Consider the following 17,428-nt stretch of genomic DNA (forward strand, 5'->3'; position numbering starts at 1 on the left):
CTGGCCGGATGGCGCTGCCGTTCACGGGTCAAAACCAAGGAGGTTTCATGATGCTTCTGGAAAGGGCTGGCGATACGTTCCCTGTACGATCACTTGTGCCATGCGGGTTTTACCCCTGCAGCGGAGCCGGGCGCAGTGAGGAAGAAAAGGTCGCGCTCAAGGCTGCGCGAGGCAAGGTCACCCGTCTCGCGTAATATCACCTAGGGCGACCAGCAAATGGCATCGAGAACGCTTGGCTGGTGACCGACATATACTGGTTTCGAAAGCCTAGCGATCGATATCAATCTCGCGTGTCGCCGTTGCAGCGTGCGACACGGCTTTCGACGAGCGATCTATGCCGTCGGGAGCAGTCCGAAGCATCACTATTGCGTCCTGAATTTCCCCGATCCGGGCGTGGGGATTGCGGCCGCGGTCCTGGCCGGCTGCAGCGTAGGCTGCCTCTTGTCCGACGACTGACCAGACCCGTCCCGTACAGCACCATCCGCCGAGACGTCTCCGACCAGCGACGCAAGTTCGGTCTCGTCGAGCGTCTCGGTCTCGAGCAGCCTGCGTGCCGCCCTTTCCAGCACGTCGCGCCGCTCGGTGAGGAGGCCGACGGTTCGTTCGAACGCGGCCGCCACAATGTCGCGTACTTCCGTGTCGATGGCGTCGGCGGCGGCTTCGCCGTAATCGTGCTCGCGCGGTCCGCCGGCGAGCGGGTTAGGGCTCAGGAAGGAGCGCGGGTCCTTTTCCAGCGCCACGTGCCCGAGTTTTGCCGACATGCCGTAACGCGTCACCATGGCGCGCGCTATGTCGGTTACCTTGGCAAGGTCATCGGCGGCTCCGGTGGACAAATGGCCGAATACGATCCATTCGGCCGCCCTGCCGCCGAGCAGCACCGCCATCTTGTTGTCCAGCTCCTCACGCGTCATCAGGAAGCGGTCCTCGGTCGGACGCTGGATAGTGTAGCCGAGCGCGCCGACGCCGCGTGGTATGATCGACACCTTGTGCACCGGGTCGACGCCAGGCAGCGCCATGGCTACCAGCGCATGACCCATTTCATGATAGGCGACGATCTCGCGCTCCTTCGGGTTCAGGAGCCGATTGCGTTTCTCCAGTCCCGCGACGATGCGTTCCACCGCATTGTTGAAATCGTCCATCGTTACCGCATCCGCCTTGCGGCGCGTGGCGAGCAACGTCGCCTCGTTCACAAGATTGGCCAGGTCAGCACCGGTGAACCCGGGCGTCAGCGCCGCCACTTTTTCCCCATCGACATCCCTCGCCAGCTTGGCCTTGCTCATGTGAACCTGCAGGATCTTTATGCGACCCTTCTTGTCGGGCCGGTCGACCAATACCTGGCGGTCGAAACGGCCGGCGCGCAGAAGTGCCGGGTCAAGGATTTCAGGACGGTTCGTCGCGGCCAGCAGCACGACGCCGATCTGCGGATCAAAACCGTCGAGTTCGACCAGAAGCTGGTTGAGCGTCTGCTCCTTTTCGTCGTGGCCGCCGACCGCGGTCCCGCGGGCGCGGCCAAGAGCGTCGAGCTCGTCGATGAATATGATGGCGGGAGCCTTGGATCGCGCCTGTTCGAAAAGATCGCGCACGCGCGCGGCCCCGACCCCTACGAACATCTCGACGAACTCCGAACCGGAGATCGAGAAGAACGGCACCTTGGCCTCGCCCGCGACGGCCTTGGCGAGGAGAGTCTTGCCGGTGCCTGGCGGTCCGACCAGCAGCACGCCTTTGGGCATGCGTCCTCCGAGGCGGCCGTATTCGCCCGGGTTCTTCAGAAAATCCACAATCTCTTGCAACTCGGCCTTGGCCTCGTCGACCCCCGCCACATCGTCGAACGTCACGCCGGTATTGGCTTCGACATAGATTCTGGCCTTGCTCCTGCCAATTTGCATCAAACCGCCGACGCCGCCGTCCATGCGTCTTAGAAGCAGCATCCACAGGCCAAAGAAGACGAGCACCGGCACAACCCAGGAAAGCAGGTCGCTCAGGAAGGTGCTTTCGACCTGGCCAGTCACAGTGACACCGTGTTCCTGCAGGTCACGGGCGAGGTCCGGCTCGACGCGTGTAGTGATAAACAGCGGCCTGCCGTTTTGCGGCTCCTTGAAGCGGCCCTGGATAAAGCGGTCCGAAACCTGCACCTCAGCGATCTTGCCGGCATTCAGAAGGGTCTCGAACTGGCTGTACGGTATCTGGGCGACGTGTTGCGTCGTGGCATAGATGTACTGGACGACCATCACGCCCACGAACGCCGCAATCCAGTACCAGATATTGAACTGCGTCTTTCTGTTGCTCATGTCCATGGCGGCCTCCACAGGGGAACGGATATAGGTCGCCCAGTCCGCGCGGCATCGGTGTAGGCCAGGTCCGGGGCAAAAAAGTGGGAGGCCCCAGACCGGCCGGCGACAATGGGTCTGTCACTGTCCTTTCCTATGCGGCATGCCCAGCGCACCTGTCATGCCGTTTTCCTCCGCCGGATAGACCCCCTTCAAAACGTCGTTGAAATGATGGCTGACGGCCGCATTGCACTCGCAGGCAAGCGAGCGCAGCCCTTCTGGACTGCGTACAGCAAGCCGGGAGCGCCGGGTTTCGATGACGCCGCGCTGCCTCAGGTCTCGAATGACCCGGCTCAGATAGGAGCGGCCGACCCCCAGCATTGTAGCAAGCTGTTCCTGCGTCACCGCAAGGTTTTCGGCTCCCGTCCGTTCTGTCACGGCCAACAGCCATCTTGCCGCGCGCTGTTCGATCGAATGCGCTGCGCTGCAGGCGACGGATTGGAATACCTGCGCCATCAGGCAATCAGCGTAGCGGGCAAACAGGTGACGCAATGTCAAGGAACGCAATTTGGCTTCTTCGAGATGTTGCAGGTCGATCCTGAAGAATGAATCGCCAAGTTGAACTTCGGCCCGCGCATACGCTGGAAGTCTGCCTTGGCTGACGATGCCGCCTACCGCTCCTTCCCGTCCGATGAGCGCAGTCTCGATCGCTCGCCCGTCGCTCAACACGACGCGGTAGGAGACCAGGGCCGATCCGCAAGGGAAATAGGCGTAACGGACTGCATCGCCTGGCTCGTGCAGCAAAGTCCCGGCAGGCGCCGACCATTGTTCGAGCCTCGGTTGCAGGATCTCCCAGTCGTCGGCTCTGAGGGCCCGAAGCAGGTTGTTTCCGATCGGGTCTGATCGCTTTCGAGGGTTCTCCATCGCACTCCTCCGTTTCAAATGGCGGCGTTTACAACGACCGGCGCGAAGAAATGTTCACAAGTGCGCAGACGCGGCGGGCGCGGCTATCTACAAATTGCACGGGGGCGCTGATCCAGGCCTCACCGAGCGCAAGCCGTGGTGCATCGGCTTCCAGGCAGACCGACGGCTGCTGAGGGAAGAACGGCGGCTGGATTCCGCGGCGTGGCGCCTCGTGCACGTCGAAAACTGCAACTCCCTGCGGCAAGGCGTGAACATGAGCGTCAGTCATCGGTCCAATCCAGAGGCCAACGGCCTGCTTCGCCTGTATGTCGCCGGCGATGGGCCGGGCGCCCGTCGGGCGCTGGCAAGCCGTCTGAGGATAGTGGAGGAGTTGGCCGGCGGTATCGAAATCCAGGTCGTCGACGTCGTCGCGGATCCTGACGAGGCGGAAAGGGCCGGCATTCTAGCGACGCCGACGCTCTCGGATGAGTCAACCATCCCTCCACGACGGCTGATTGGCGACATCAGCAACATCGCTCAGGTTCTCGACTATTTCGGTTATCGCAAGAAGGACAGTGGCTATGACCACAGCTGAAGAGATCCTCATCGATCCCGCGCTCGAACGCGTCAGGACCGGTATCGAGGCTTTCGACGATCTTGTGATGGGCGGCCTGCCGCGCGGGCGCACCACCATCGTCGGAGGCACGCCCGGCAGTGGCAAGACTGTATTTGCGACGCAGTTTCTGGCCCACGGCATCACCGTGCTCGACGAGCCCGGCGTCTTCGTCACGTTCGAGGAATCGCCGGTCGAGATCGAGGTCAACATGGCTAGCTTCGGCTGGGACATCCGTCGCTGGCGCGAGATGAACAAGCTGGTCTTCGTCGACGCCAGCCCGCGTGACCACGACCAGATGGTTGTCGGCAATTTCGATCTGTCAGGCTTGCTGACGCGTGTCCTGCACGCTGCGCGAACCCCGCGGCGAAGCGCATCGTGCTGGATTCCGTCACCCAGCTCTTCGACCACTTCGTCGCGGAGCAGACATCGGTCCGTCGGGAACTCCTTCGCATTGCGACAGCGCTAAAGAGGGATGGTTTGACGGTGCTAATGACCGCCGAACGCAACAGCGAGTATGGCGAGATCTCCCGCCACCGGATCGAGGAGTTTGTTGCCGACAACGTCGTAATCCTGCGCAACGCGCTCGACCGCGAGCGACGCAGGCGTACGATCGAAGTTCTCAAGATGCGGGGCAGCCGTCACGTGGAGGGCGAGGTGCCGATCACGCTTGTGGTGAAGCAAGGCATAGTGGCAGTGCCACTGTCTTCACTGCGGCTCGAGCAGCAATCCAGCACCAAGCGGGTGACGAGCGGCAATCCGGAACTCGACAGGATGTGTGGCGGTGGATTTTTCCGCGACAGCATCACCCTCGTCAGCGGTGCGACGGGCACCGGAAAGACCCTGCTGGTGACAAACTTTCTGGCAGGCGGCGCGGCGGCTGGCGAACGTGCCTTGCTGGTCGGCTACGAAGAGAGCCGCGGCCAGATGTTCCGCAATGCGCGCGGCTGGGGCGTCGACTTCGAGGCCATGGAGGCGGATGGCCGACTGAAGGTCGTTTGCATTTACCCGGAAGCGCAGAACTTGCCGGACCACCTGTTGATGATCCGCGAGCTAATTGAAGAGTTCAAGCCTGACCGGATCGCTATCGACAGCCTGTCGGCATTGGAACGGATCGCACCAGAGACCGGTTTCCGGGAATTCCTAATCAGCCTCACTTCCTTCATCAAGAAACACGAGATCGCTGGCCTTTGCACGGCCACCAACAAATCGCTCGTCGGCGGCCAGAGTGCTAGCGAACAGCATATTTCAACCCTCACGGACTCGATCATCTTATTGCGGTACATCCAGGAAGGGGATTTCATGCATCGGGGGATCATGGTGCTGAAAATGCGCGGCAGCGAGCATGACAAGCAGATTCGGCGCTTCACAATCGACGGCACCGGCATGCATCTCGGTCAGCCCTTCGACGGCGCACCCGACGTGTTCGGCGACTCCGCCGCGTCTTGGCGTGAGGAGCGTTGAGATGGCGTGCGGCGCAGCCGAAATCTCCGACCAACACGGCGACGCAAATCTGACGGGCATCAGCCAACTCGACTTTCGACGGCTGATCGAAACCACGGCCGACGGGGTTCTGGTTGTCGATCTGTCGGGAACGGTGCTTTATGCAAATCCGGCGGCCGCCGCGATCTTCGGTTATCCGGCTGCCGATCTCGTCCACATCCCCCTCGGCCGGCCGGTCATATCGGGTGAAACCACGGAAATCACCGTCCACAGACCCAATCGAGCACCAGCCGAAGTGGAAATACGGACGGTTGAACTTAGCTGGGACGGTAGGCCGGCGCTGCTTGCCAGTCTTCGCGACGTCTCCGCGCAACGCGCGCAGCAGGAGCGTCGGCGTCAATCGCAAAAGCTCGAAGCGATCGGCCGGCTCGCTGCCGGCATCGTTCACGACATCAACAATCTGCTCGCGGTGTTCGAATCGGGGCTGCGACTGCTTCAGAAGCAGCTGCGCGAGAATCCTGCGAATCCGAACGCGGCGATGCTGATCGAAGAGTTGCTCAAACGAACGCAAAACGGCAGTGCGCTGACGCAGCAATTGCTCGCGTTCTCTCGCGCACAGTCGCTGTATCCGGAGACAATCGACCTGAATGGACGTATCGAAGCCGTCACGATGCTGCTGGAGCGGACGCTGGGGAACGGGATCAGCATCAGGCTTGAGCTGGATCCGGCACTTGGCCCCGTTGTTGTCGATGCCAATCAGCTAGACGTCGCCATCCTGAACCTGGCTGTGAATGCCAAGGACGCGATGGCCGGCCGGGGCACGCTGGCGATCGAGACCAGCGGTACTCCCGGCAACATCGAAGACGTGCCCGCTCCGGCTGCCTCTTTTGTTCGGGTCACGGTCAGCGATACGGGTTGCGGGATGAGCAAGGAGGTCCTGGCCCACGTGTTTGAGCCGTTCTTTACGACCAAGGCCGATGGCGGGGGAACCGGACTTGGGCTTAGCCAGGTTTACGGCTTCATCAAGCAGTCCGGGGGGCATGTTAGGATCGAGAGTGCGGTCGGCGAGGGAACAAGCGTTCATCTCTTTCTTCCCCGCGCGCCAAGCACAGGAAATGAGGAACTGCAAATGCAGGGCGAGATCAGGCTCAACACACGTCGGTGAAAAAAGCGGCCTGTGTTTCGGCTGCCGATGTACCTGGCCGCAACGCCTACAACGGCAGACCGCACCCGTAGCGGTTGAAAAAAGCGGGCCCGGAGATCCGGGCCCGCCAGAGATGCTGGTCAGGCCGTTGAAAGCGGACGGTCGCCGAAGAACCAGAGGCTTCCGGCAGCCAAGGCCGCTACGATCACTCCCACGACCACATGTACCCACATGGCCGTTGTCAGGGCCGAGAAACCGAGGGCCCAGGGCGAGATCAGCGTCCACAGCCCAACCACCAGGTTTGCCCATTCCTCATAGGCATGGAACGCAACCAGCGCACCCACGGCGATCAGGGCAATCACCGCACCGGCGATCCAGGCGTTCCAGGCCGCATAGGTTTCAGCCGCAAATCCAAAATACCAAGGCGACAGTACCAGCGCTATGCCGGCGATCACATTGACGATATCGATCGCCGGACGACTTTCAGTTTTCAGCCATTTCTCCATTGCTCATCCTCCTTTCCTGACATGGTGAGTGCGCCGCCCTCTGAGCGACGGCGGGTGCGGCAGCCATGGATTGACCTTAGCCACTGCGAAGCTTTCTTCGTCGGCCGGGCCGTACCCAGCCATCGCGCGGAACCGAACCGGCCAGAACAAAGGACTTGATCTCGTCGAGCTGGAAGCGGTTGCCGGCGATCTCGCGCAGGGCGAGTTCGACGGCCGCCGTCGCTTCGTCGGTCAGGCGCTCAGCACCCCGGCTGAGCGCACGAGCGCGCCCCGCCACGGCGACGGCCAGTGCGAAACGGTTCGGCACCGTATTTTCACAATCGAGCACAGTCAGCCGATCCATGACGACCCTCACATTGCCTTCTGCTTCTGTTCAGGAATAGAAACGGCCAGGTTCGCTGCCGTAACTGGCTCCAGCGCGAGCAGGGCCAATTCCACTTCGTCCAGCCGCGTCGGACGCGCGTTTTCCGGCATCCCCTCGGCCGTGGCGAGATCGACCAGATACTCGTTCCACGCCCAGTTTCGCAGGATTGCGCGTTTCTCGTCGGCTGTCAGAAGAGGATCGACGACCACGTCCATCGGCGATGCATAAAGCGCCTCCGGGTCCGTCAGCGCCGGTCCATAATGCGGCGCCTGCGAAACTGCGCCGTGGCTGCTTTGCAGCAAAGCCAACTGGAGGCGGTTCCAGACAACGTCTGCGCCGGCCTGCAGCGGGTTGTCCGTGTCAGACGATTCGACACTGGACTTTTCGGCCGCCGGGCTTCCTTGAACAGCGTAGGCAAGCCCCTGCCGTTCGGCATAGTCGATGGCCGCCTGAGCCGTTGGAAAATCGAGCTCCACCTGGGTCAGCGTGTCACCACTTGCGGTGTAGCCCATCAGCGGTTCAATGACCGGCGCAGTACGCCGCTCGAACAACAGCCGCCACCCTTTCGGCCGCGCACGGCTTGAGGTCATGACTGAGCGGCAAGGCTTGTAGATCCGCGCGACGGCATCACGCGGGAACTCGGATCGCCCGAGCGACGGCGCTCGCCCGCGTTTCTCGTTTGCCGGTCCGAGATTTTCTACGACTGGTGTGACTTTTCTTTCTTGCTTCTGCATCACTCATCCCTCCCATTTTTGGCGAAGGATGCGCCGGAGGCAGCGGGCTGCCGCCTCCGACTTGGTCCATGCGTCAGTGGGTGATCGGGATGCGCTTCACCTTCGACTGCGCGTTCGGGTTCTTCGGCAGCGTCAGGATCAGGACGCCATTGGCAAAGGACGCCTTGACCTTGTCGTCCTCGACCTCATAGCCGAGGGGTATGCGCCGCTCGAAGCGACCGTAGAAGCGCTCGGAGTAATCCTTCTCCTCGGTTTCCGACCGCTTTTCGCCACGCAGGGTCAGCACATCTTCGTCGAGCAGGACTTCGATGTCCTTCTCTTCCATGCCAGGAACCTCGGCGGTGACGCGAAGCTCGTTGTCCGTCTCCGAAATCTCCACCTTCGGCCAGCCCCCATCGAAGGGCGAAAGCTGTCCCACAGCAGGCAAGCGCGTCTCGAAGCTCCTCAACATATCATCAAAGAGCCTGTTTACCTCGCGGTGAAGCGACAGGAACGGGTCGCCACCGCTATAGATGCTAGGGGCCTGGTTGTTGCTGTTGCGGCCCCACGGAATAAGGTCACGCACGTTCATGGTTATTCACCTCCACGTTCAACCGCGCGGCACCGGGCGATTACCGGTGCCTGTCGCTTCTGATTCACTCTGACTTCAGGCAGCGTTCTTTTCGGCGTCGATCTGCCTCGGCGCTGCCTTTGCCGGACTGCCTGCGAAGGCGATCCGGCGCGGTTTCATCTCTTCGGGAAGCTCGCGCTTGAGATCGATGTTCAGCAGCCCATTGTCCAAGCTGGCGCCGACGACTTGCACATGGTCGGCCAGTTCGAACCGACGCTCGAAGGCACGCCCGGCAATGCCGCGATAGAGATACTGGCCGTCATCATCGCTAGATTGCGACCCGCTCACAACCAGCAGGTTAGGTTGATGAGTGATAGTCAGCTGTTCCTGCGAGAAGCCGGCAACCGCCATGGTGATGCGATAGGCGTCCTCACCAGCCTTGGCGATGTCATAGGGCGGCCAATTGTCTATCGCAGTGACACGGCTCGCATTTTCCAGCATGTTCAAAATCCGGTCGAAGCCGATGCTGGACCGGAACAGAGGGGTGAAATCGAGGTTTGTCCTCATAGCCACATCCTCCTTCGAGCAACATGGATACAAGAAGACGCCAAGAGCCTTGGCGCCTCCTGGACTTGTGCCGGCCCCATGTGGCGGCCGGTGATCAACATTTATAACAGTGATTTACACGTTCAAGGGCCCTATAGGAAAATTTTCAGCCAGACGAATGGTCGCTGAGAGAACACGTCTATCCCCGCCAGCGAATCCTCGCCGGCGGGCGGATGCCTCGGATGAAGAGCGTGGCTGCGCTCCACTCAAAGTCGATCGACGGATGCTGCAAGACTGGTGACCGCAATGCTGTCGATCTCACGACCGCGACCGGTGCCGGGAAGCTTCTCCAACTGATCCAATTGGCGCAACGCATCCATGATGGCATCGAAGCTGACCGGTTCGGTTGCTCCCGGCGGCATGTGCAGCGCCGGCACCGATTCCACTGCACATGCATCCGATGCCCATGACGAAAGGATTGCACGCTTCTCCTGGACGTCCAGCGTCACGTCGGTCAGCACGTCCTGGGGTCGCTCGAAATGCCGTGCCGTATGGAGTAACCGGTCAAGAAAAGCATCAGAGTTTGGTGGCTCTCTCGCGATTTCCATCAGCTGAAATTTTGGAGAGTTTCGAGCAAATTTCAATGGCCCCGCAAGGCCACATCCCCGCAGTTCAGCCCACCATAAACATTTTTTCAAACCGGTGAAACAATCGGCGTGAATGTCAGTTCTTGGGTTCGCGCAGCAGCGCCAGGGCGGTCGGGCAGGAGAACCAATCATGTCTTACATTTCCGGGAAGCGACTTTGCATTGGCTTCGTCGCAGGAATTTTGATGCTCACGGCTGCCGGCTTTGCTCCAGTTTCAGCACAGGAAATTCCGAACGACTTCAGCGCAATCGTGCGTCAGAAACTGGCGGCCGTGGTCGCGATCACGACGAGGCAGATCATCCAGGACCAAACGATGCTCGACGACTTTCTCAACCCCTTCGACAGCCGCGGGCCTGCCCAGCCGCAGGTGCGAGAAGCTCTTGGCTCCGGCTTCGTGGTCAGTCCCGAGGGCTACATCGTCACCAACAATCATGTCGTGGCCGACTCCACCGAAATCCACGTCGTATTCTCCGATAGGGAGACTTCGCCCGCGCGACTTGTGGGCCGCGATCCAGCGACCGACATTGCGGTGCTGAAGGTCGATCCACGCCCCAACATGACGGCCACCGCCTGGGGTGACTCTGACGCAATGCAGCCGGGGGCCTGGACGATCGCGATTGGCAGTCCCTTCGGGCTCGGGGGAACCGTTACCGTCGGCGTTCTTTCCGCCCGCTCGCGCGACATCCAAGCTGGCCCTTACGACGATTTCCTTCAGACAGACGCCTCGATTAATAGAGGCAATTCCGGCGGCCCTCTGTTTAACGCGCGCGGCGAAGTGATCGGGGTCAACACGGCCATCGTCTCTCCGTCCGGCGGCAGCATAGGCATCGGGTTCGCCGTGCCCTCCCGAACTGCACGAAGCGTTGCTGATCAGCTGATCCGCACCGGCCGCATCGAGCGCGGGTTCATCGGAGTGCGTCTCCAGGAGGTGACGCCGCCGCTTGCCCAGTCACTTGGCATATCAAGCACCAAGGGAGCGCTGGTCGCCTCGGTCGAGCCCGGCAGTCCGGCGGAGAAGGCCGGCTTGCAATCGGGGGACGTGATCACCCGGTTCAACGGCAAAGATATCCAGGGCGTCCATGACTTGACATTGGCGGCAGCGAACGAAAAGCCAGGGTCGAAAGCGACGTTGACAAGGAACCGCGGCGGCTCCCAGCAGGAGGTGGAGCTCACTGTGGGTCAACGCAAGAACGAGGAGGTGCAGACCGGTGCAGTTCCGAGTCCGGAAGCGGCGGACCAACCGCTCGGATTGTCGCTCAGCCCCATTCCTGACGAAGCGCGTCAACAACTCGGTCTCCAGCCGGGTACGACCGGAGTCTTCATCCAGGAAGTGGCGCCAAATAGCCTCGCTGCGGAGAACGGCCTTCGGCCTGGGGACGTCATCATCTCGGCCAACAACCGCAACGTGACGCAGCCTTCTGACATCCAGCAAGAGTGGACCAAATCCCGCCAGCAGAAAAAGCCCATCTTGTTCCGCATCGAAAGGCAAGGACAATCGCTTTTCGTTGCAGTGGCCGTTTCCTGACGCGGCGCTGCGTCAGGCCAGCCACGGTGACGAAGAAGTGGCCTTGATGGCCGCCCTCACGGCTGCTCAAGGCAAGGTCGCGGTTAGAGGCTGACCAAATTCCGACAATCCCGGCTTAGTGAACGGCGAGAGAGGAGGTGTTCCGCTGCTCCCTTTGAGGTGAAACTGTAGAAGACGTCTTCGACACGTGACCAAGTCCCTACGACCTCGCCGTCCTTGTCAATTACGTCTTCGGGTCGCGGCTCCCCGTGCCCATCCAGCAAGACATTTCAAATGTTGAGGCATCGTCACGGCGTTCTTTCCAACGCTCGAATCGCGACGAGGTCGAATCGAGCAAAGATAATGCCTCGGGAGGCGACCTCTGGGTCCCTGTCACGAAGTGCATGTACGCAAAGCGACCACCAACTCGTAAGATGTTGCGCAATTGCACCGTCACGACATCTTAGTACCGGTGGACCCTACAGCCGTCGTCAAGAACTTCCGCATGGCATCCTTGCGCGCACTGTGATCGAGCGCATAATTTGCGCGCTCGAACTTCGCTCCATCGAGCAAAGCCTGAATGTAGCTAGCGACTGTGTCACCTGCCATTACGAGCGCAATGTCTACCGTGTGGATGTAGCGGCTTGTGATCGTTCCGCGAGAATGTCCCACCAATGCAGCTATGGTCGACTCGGTAAAGCCGAGATCGTTTGCCACGCTCGCGAAGCTGTGACGAAGCACGTGGGGTGTCACGCTTTCAAGCGGCGTGTCTTTGACGAGCTTTTGCCATAGCTTGGGGAAGCCGACCAATGGCTTCCCTTCCTCCGTGCCAGGAAAAACAAAATCAGCCTCATCGCCGGACAATAGTGGCTTGAGCAACTCGACCACAGGCAGGCCGATAGCCCGAGTCGACGCACCTTCCTTGGAGTCCTCAAGCCTGATGCAACTGCGCTGAACATCGATCTCGCCCATTCGAAGATTGATGATCTCGCCTCGTCGACATCCTGTCATAGCGAGGGCTCGAACCATTTTCGTGGCCGTTGAAAACTGCGGGTCGAGAGCGGCGTCCGCGAGAATCTTGCCTAACGCTCTATACTCACGCTCGGTCAGGCGACGGTCACGGACGCGATCTTTTGGCTTACGAAAGCCGTGAACCGGATTCTTTTCGATGATCCCTTCTCTAACTGCATAGGAGAAGATGCTGCCGAGAAGACCGACGCCGCGCGAGCCGGTGCCAATGCCTCCGCGAACGATCGCTCGGCCACGCTTCTTCGTTTTGATGTCGGTTCGGGTCTTGCCGTTGGCAACGTCGCGCAGAAATTTGGCAATGTCTGCCATGGTGATCTCGGTCACTCTCCGGTTCCCGAGGAGCGGAAGGATGTGGCGCTTTATACGGCTACGGTCGATCTCCATAGTCGACGGCTTCTTGGGGCGACCGCCTTTGCCAGGTACAAGTCCGGCTTCACAATCAGCCAAATATCGGGTGCAAAGCTCTCTGACGGTAATCGTTTTGGCGTCGAGAAGTTTCGTTTCCGCAGGATTGTCGCCTTGCGCGATCCGACCGATCAATATGCGGGCCTCCTTTCGGGCCGCATCTGGTGCCCAGACCCCGTGGGGACCGATGGTGAATCGGCGGGTCCGACCTTTAGCTCGATATTGCACGAGGTAGCTGCGCTTACCGGATGAAAACACGCGCAGCCCAAAGCCAGGCAACTCATCATCCCAAAGGAAGTAGTCCGACTTTCCCGGTCCCGCTTGATCCACGGTTCGTTTGTTCAGCTTAGCCATCGCACACCTCAGGGTTCTGTCGAAGTGATCCCGCGGAAGCACCACGGAAGCACCCGGACGGAAACTCCGGCCTGCGGTAGGATACTGGCTTCGGTTTTTGGGTCGACAAAAAGTCAGTCGTCGTAGTAGCTTAGCGAACGATATCGTAGAAACAGAAGCTATTGAAAGACTGGCTAAATCGGCCTCCGAAGGCAGAGGTCACAAGTTCGAATCTTGTCGGGTGCGCCAGTTTCTCATTGTATAACAGGCAGTTAGCACTAGGCTTTGCTTAGCTGAAGTCGTTCGGGTTGAGCGGCGTAAGCGCTGAGAACCGCGCTCGGCTGCGGCCTCGCCAGCCTCAATTCGGATTTGGCGGCGTCGCAACCTTGCCTCCCCGATCGAAACGCCCGAAACGCCTGGCAACCTCGCACATCCCGCTATGAGTGCCTGGACCCGAAACTCGTGATCAGGACGAGGATATCCGGTCGGCGGGCAAAGCGGCCAAGGAACCCGCCGCCGATCAGATCGTTTCGCGATATTGGCCAGATCAACCGGACCGAGGAGAGCTCGAAATTCGGCATGCTCGCAATCGCGCGGCGCCGAATACCGGCCAGTTTCGCCAGCTTTAGGACTTTGGCTCAATGTTGCATGACGTCGACTATGTCCTGCGAAAACTCGATTGGCTGCGCGCCGAAGGCATCTGGCCCAACGGCTTGCGGTATCTTTGGACCGATGCATTCGGCGTCGTGCTCTATGTCTCGCTTTACACAGAAACTGGCGAAGAGCGCTGGTTGGGCGCGGCCGACCGACTGGTGGCCGATGTCGAGCATGTGCTCGGCCGCCGGCGCGGATTGAGGATCGGCGAGGCGGCGGATCGCGATGGCCAGTATTTCCATTATCTGGCGATGTGGCTGTTCGCCTTGGCGCGTCTCGGCGATCTGAAGCCGGAATACCGCAAGCGGGGCATTGCGCTGGCGCGTGACATTCACCCAGCCTTTGTGATCCCCGGCCGCGGCGTGATCTGGAAGATGCAGGAGGATCTGAGCAGCCCATATCCTGGCTACGGTCTCGGCAGCATGGATGCCTATGACGGCTAGGTCTCTTACCGGATGCTCGGTGAGGACGCGCTGGCGGTCGAGATCGCGCAAATGCGCGACCTGATGGAGCGGGATTGGCGCACCCTCGACATCGAGCAGGACCTCGGCCTGGGCATGATGCTGTGGCTCGCCCATTTCTTTCCCGATGAGCCGTGGGCAGAGGCGCAGACGAGGCGTTCGCTGCGAACCCTGGAAACGATGTGGGTCGACCCGCCCGGCTATTTCAGCCGCGCCCCATGGCTGGGCGATACCAAGTTCGCCTTCACCAATTACGGCGTTTCACTCGGCCTGCAGGCCGCCGGTATCTGGCCGGGGCGTATCGACAGGCTGAACGCCTTCTTCGAGGACTGGCGCTCGGGCGACGAATACGACCGCGAGGCGATCACTTGGGTGATGGCCTGCACCTCGCACCTTCCCGGTGCTTTTCTAGCCAGGGGTGGCGAGGGATCGATTGAAAGCGACGAACCCCGGGAACGTTCCTCCGCCGGCCCGGTTGTCGATGGAAGCGCATCGAGACGCGAGGGACGCGGTTGAAATGGCCATTCTCTTAGGACAGCCGGGAAGCTGTTGGGTTGCGGCAGCCACCGCCACCGACTTTCCCCGGCTCGAAGGTTCGCTCCGTGCGGACGCCGTTGTCGTGGGGGCTGGAATTGTCGGCCTGACGACGGCGCTTCGCCTTTGCGAGGCGGGCCGATCGGTGGTCGTCCTCGAAGGCCTGCGGACAGGCGGCCAGGTCACCGGCCGCTCGACGGCCAAGATCACCACGCAGCATGCGCTGATCTATCGTCATCTCATCGACACTGTCGGCCTGGAGTTGGCCCAGGATTACGCCGACGCGAATTCCGCTGGCGCGCAACAAATCCGCGATTGGGTCAACAACCACGCCATCGCCTGCGATCTCGATAGCAAGGACGCCTATACCTACACGTGCAGTGAAAGCCGGCGCGCGGAGGTCGTGGCCGAGGCGGAGGCCGCGCGCCAGGTCGGACTGGAGGCCGATCTCCTCGATCGCGCGCCGGTGCCTTTCGAAACGACCGCAGCATTACGGTTTCCCGACCAGGCGCAGTTCAATCCAACGATGTATCTGATTGGCTTGGCGGCAGCGGTGACAGCCCGTGGTGGTCGTATCTTCGAAAACAGCCGCGCCACCTCGATCGACGAGGCAAGCCGCTGGCGCGTGGTCACCGATGGCGGCGCCGTTGATGCCGGGGACGTCATCGTGGCCACCAACATGACGGTGAAGAGTCCCGTCGGCATGGCGAACCGGACGCAACCGCGCTGCCACACCGCCATGGCCTTTCGGATCGATGATCCCCGCCCTGTCGACGGCATGTTTATCGGCATCGACGATCCGACGCATTCCATCCGCACGGGCCGTGACGCCGAAGGTCCACTGCTGGTGGCGCTCGGCCCCAAATTCAACACCGGCTGGGATGGCGACGTGGCGAGGCGGTTCATCGAACTGGAAAAATGGGCGAGAAAGAACCTTCCCGTCGGTGACGTTGCGTGGCGCTGGTGCAATGAGGACTATGACACGGCCGACAGGATCCCATACGCCGGCGAACCCGATCCCACCAAGGCGGCCGGCTTCCACATTGCCACGGGTTTCAACGCCTGGGGCATCACCAACGGAACGGTCACGGGCACGATGATCGCCGACCTGATCTGCGGCCGCCCAAGCCGATGGCAAAAACTCTACGATCCGGCGCGGCCCTATCCCGAAGACTTCCACAAGAATGGCCGCAGTCAATCGATCGTCTCGAGCACACACGATATAGCGCCCGGCATGGGTGGCGTGATCGTAAGGGGAGACGAAAAGATTGCGGCGTGGAGAGACACCGAAGGAGCACTCCGGGCGGTTTCGGCGACCTGCACCCACAAAGGCTGCACCGTATCCTGGAACAATGCCGACCGCACCTGGGATTGTCCCTGCCACGGCTCGATCTTTGCCGCCGATGGTTCGGTCATCCACGGCCCCGCCCGAAAACCGCTTGCCCAGATTGCATTGTGAAAGCGGCAGCTGTGAAGGCGGCGACCAATGCCGCCGGCCTCATGCTGGCCGTTCGTAGGTTCCGACCAACTCCGTCTCCTGCAATGCGTGTTTCTGGGCTTGCTTCCAGACTTGATGCACGCCCGCCTGTCCCGGTACGCCGAGGCTCGGTACGTCGAGCGCGGCCAGCCGAAAGTGGTAATGGTGGACGCCATGCCCCGCAGGCGGCTGCGGACCATCGTAATTGGCATTGCCGAAATCGTTGGTGCCTTGCCTGAGTGCCGACGGACCGGGCTTGCCATCTTCGGCTTCGGCAAGTCCGCCGGCATCCGGCGGGATATTGAAGACCGCCCAGTGCCCGAACGTCCCGCTTGGCGCATCGGGATCCTGCACGACTAGAACAAGGCTCTTGGTACCGTCAGGAACACCAGACCACTTCAGCGGCGGCGAGACGTTCTGGCCGTCGCGCGCGTACTTTTCGGGAATTTTTCCGCCTGCCGGGAACGCCGGGCTGATAAGGGTGAGTGGCATTGCTATTCCCCAGGAGATTGCGACCGAGAAACCCGCGCCAGCGCCGTTCACGCCGCTTGCTGAGCTTCGGCGACCCGTCTGATCTCTCCTGGCAGGGAGTCCCAGACCTTGTGCATCTGTCCTTCTTCGACATGATGGGCAAGCACCTTGGACACGGCCCTGAATGCATCCTCGGAATCGAGCGGACGGATGAGCTCAAGCTCCGCCTTGATCTTGGCCAGAAACTCGTCGAGCGACCGCACCTTCTCGGGAGCTTTGGAGGGCTGATATCGGTCATAGAAGGCGCCACGAACCAGAATCGGCAATTGCGAGCCGAGGTGGGCTGCAAGATCCGGCTGGATACGGTCGCGCAGGGCGTGCAGCACCGCTCCGAGAACGTGCCAAGCGACCTGCCGATCCGGTCCAATCTCGTCCATGATCTCGTCGAGCCAGATGTTTGTGGTCTGCAGTGTCTTGTCGAATACGTCGAGTCCGGTGGCGTTCATCGAAATCTCCTTCCGTTCAAATCCGACTGGGTGGATTGGCCAAACAGCCGTGCCGGCCCGTTGTTCCGCGCTGGCATGTCCCGATGCGCATTCTTGTCGGCTGTCGAGCTTCCAAAGAACCCCGCTGCAAAGGACAAGACACGCCGCATAAGCGCGATAGTGGCCAAACCGAAGGCTGCCTGAGCAGGGGACGTTCAGCCCCGACGAAGGAGAACGCATGGCCGCATCCGCTCAGGCGAGCGTCTAGAGCGGTTCAGCGGTTTCACGGAATCGCCAAACCGCTCCAAGTTTTGTTTTTAAGCAATTCCGGACGGAAAACCGCTACGCACTTTTCCTG

19 protein-coding genes are annotated in these 17,428 nt (G+C 61.0%); 8 read left to right on the forward strand and 11 right to left on the reverse strand.

Annotated features, from left to right (window positions below):
* Positions 1-362: 362 nt before the first annotated feature.
* Together ftsH and LB552_RS19920 are read right to left on the reverse strand one after the other, a co-directional pair.
* Positions 363-2,294 (reverse strand): ATP-dependent zinc metalloprotease FtsH, encoded by a 1,932-nt coding sequence (gene ftsH, locus LB552_RS19915; RefSeq protein WP_224525804.1) that lies wholly within the window; start codon positions 2,292-2,294, stop codon positions 363-365.
* 114 nt (positions 2,295-2,408) lie between these two features.
* Positions 2,409-3,191, reverse strand: a complete 783-nt coding sequence (locus tag LB552_RS19920; RefSeq protein ID WP_140715342.1) for a Crp/Fnr family transcriptional regulator — start codon at positions 3,189-3,191, stop codon at positions 2,409-2,411.
* Between the two features lie 94 nt (positions 3,192-3,285).
* Between LB552_RS19920 and LB552_RS19925 the strand changes: the two genes are divergently transcribed.
* The 4 genes from LB552_RS19925 to LB552_RS19935 are packed head-to-tail and all read left to right on the forward strand — an operon-like array spanning position 3,286 to position 6,391.
* Positions 3,286-3,765 (forward strand): circadian clock KaiB family protein, encoded by a 480-nt coding sequence (locus tag LB552_RS19925; RefSeq protein WP_224525806.1) that lies wholly within the window; start codon positions 3,286-3,288, stop codon positions 3,763-3,765.
* Positions 3,752-4,252 carry an ATPase domain-containing protein gene (locus LB552_RS29670; RefSeq protein WP_263481702.1) on the forward strand — a complete coding sequence of 167 codons (501 nt, stop codon included), beginning with the start codon at positions 3,752-3,754 and terminating at the stop codon, positions 4,250-4,252. The genes LB552_RS19925 and LB552_RS29670 overlap by 14 nt, the downstream gene beginning before the upstream one ends.
* Entirely contained in the window at positions 4,162-5,247 is a 1,086-nt protein-coding gene (gene kaiC / locus LB552_RS19930) for a circadian clock protein KaiC (protein ID WP_318012053.1), read from the forward strand. The genes LB552_RS29670 and kaiC overlap by 91 nt, the downstream gene beginning before the upstream one ends.
* 1 nt (position 5,248) lies before the next feature.
* Entirely contained in the window at positions 5,249-6,391 is a 1,143-nt protein-coding gene (locus tag LB552_RS19935) for a two-component system sensor histidine kinase NtrB (protein WP_224609631.1), read from the forward strand.
* A 119-nt stretch (positions 6,392-6,510) separates the two neighbouring features.
* Here the strand turns inward: LB552_RS19935 and LB552_RS19940 are convergent, their stop codons facing one another.
* From LB552_RS19940 to LB552_RS19965, 6 genes are all read right to left on the reverse strand, one after another.
* On the reverse strand, positions 6,511-6,876 hold the full coding sequence (locus LB552_RS19940; protein ID WP_140715336.1) for an SPW repeat protein: 366 nt from the start codon (positions 6,874-6,876) through the stop codon (positions 6,511-6,513).
* A 76-nt stretch (positions 6,877-6,952) separates the two neighbouring features.
* Complete coding sequence (locus LB552_RS19945; protein ID WP_224609635.1) at positions 6,953-7,219, reverse strand: DNA-directed RNA polymerase subunit omega; 267 nt, start codon at positions 7,217-7,219, stop codon at positions 6,953-6,955.
* 8 nt (positions 7,220-7,227) lie between these two features.
* A complete protein-coding gene (locus LB552_RS19950; protein ID WP_224609638.1) occupies positions 7,228-7,974 on the reverse strand; it encodes an NADH dehydrogenase ubiquinone Fe-S protein 4 in 747 nt (248 codons plus the stop codon).
* A 73-nt stretch (positions 7,975-8,047) separates the two neighbouring features.
* Positions 8,048-8,545, reverse strand: coding sequence for an Hsp20/alpha crystallin family protein (locus LB552_RS19955; protein WP_224609641.1), 498 nt, complete (start codon positions 8,543-8,545; stop codon positions 8,048-8,050).
* Positions 8,546-8,620: 75 nt separating this feature from the next.
* A complete protein-coding gene (locus LB552_RS19960; protein WP_140715328.1) occupies positions 8,621-9,091 on the reverse strand; it encodes an Hsp20 family protein in 471 nt (156 codons plus the stop codon).
* Positions 9,092-9,336: 245 nt separating this feature from the next.
* Positions 9,337-9,849: a hypothetical protein gene (locus tag LB552_RS19965; RefSeq protein WP_318012054.1), complete on the reverse strand. Its 513-nt coding sequence runs from the start codon at positions 9,847-9,849 to the stop codon at positions 9,337-9,339.
* Here LB552_RS19965 and LB552_RS19970 point away from each other — a divergent pair.
* Positions 9,848-11,242: a Do family serine endopeptidase gene (locus LB552_RS19970; protein WP_224609643.1), complete on the forward strand. Its 1,395-nt coding sequence runs from the start codon at positions 9,848-9,850 to the stop codon at positions 11,240-11,242. The two genes, LB552_RS19965 and LB552_RS19970, sit on opposite strands and share 2 nt — an antisense overlap.
* 432 nt (positions 11,243-11,674) lie before the next feature.
* Here LB552_RS19970 and LB552_RS19975 read toward each other — a convergent pair whose 3' ends face one another.
* Entirely contained in the window at positions 11,675-13,009 is a 1,335-nt protein-coding gene (locus LB552_RS19975; RefSeq protein ID WP_224609645.1) for a tyrosine-type recombinase/integrase, read from the reverse strand.
* 620 nt (positions 13,010-13,629) lie between these two features.
* On the opposite strand from LB552_RS19975, the gene LB552_RS19980 reads away from it, so the two are divergent.
* From LB552_RS19980 to LB552_RS19990, 3 genes are read left to right on the forward strand one after another with little or no spacing between them, the layout of a single operon-like run.
* Positions 13,630-14,085 (forward strand): hypothetical protein, encoded by a 456-nt coding sequence (locus tag LB552_RS19980; RefSeq protein ID WP_224609647.1) that lies wholly within the window; start codon positions 13,630-13,632, stop codon positions 14,083-14,085.
* A gap of 12 nt (positions 14,086-14,097) precedes the next feature.
* Entirely contained in the window at positions 14,098-14,619 is a 522-nt protein-coding gene (locus LB552_RS19985) for a hypothetical protein (protein ID WP_224609649.1), read from the forward strand.
* A 1-nt stretch (position 14,620) separates the two neighbouring features.
* The gene (locus LB552_RS19990) at positions 14,621-16,096 is read left to right on the forward strand and encodes an FAD-dependent oxidoreductase (protein ID WP_224609829.1); all 1,476 of its coding nucleotides are present in this window, start codon (positions 14,621-14,623) and stop codon (positions 16,094-16,096) included.
* Positions 16,097-16,135: 39 nt separating this feature from the next.
* Here the strand turns inward: LB552_RS19990 and LB552_RS19995 are convergent, their stop codons facing one another.
* Together LB552_RS19995 and LB552_RS20000 are read right to left on the reverse strand one after the other, a co-directional pair.
* A complete protein-coding gene (locus LB552_RS19995) occupies positions 16,136-16,606 on the reverse strand; it encodes a YbhB/YbcL family Raf kinase inhibitor-like protein (protein WP_095768074.1) in 471 nt (156 codons plus the stop codon).
* Positions 16,607-16,653: 47 nt separating this feature from the next.
* Positions 16,654-17,091 (reverse strand): DUF2267 domain-containing protein, encoded by a 438-nt coding sequence (locus tag LB552_RS20000; protein ID WP_095768073.1) that lies wholly within the window; start codon positions 17,089-17,091, stop codon positions 16,654-16,656.
* Positions 17,092-17,428: the final 337 nt, after the last annotated feature.

Source organism: Mesorhizobium sp. CA7 (assembly GCF_020165015.1).
GTDB lineage: Bacteria > Pseudomonadota > Alphaproteobacteria > Rhizobiales > Rhizobiaceae > Mesorhizobium.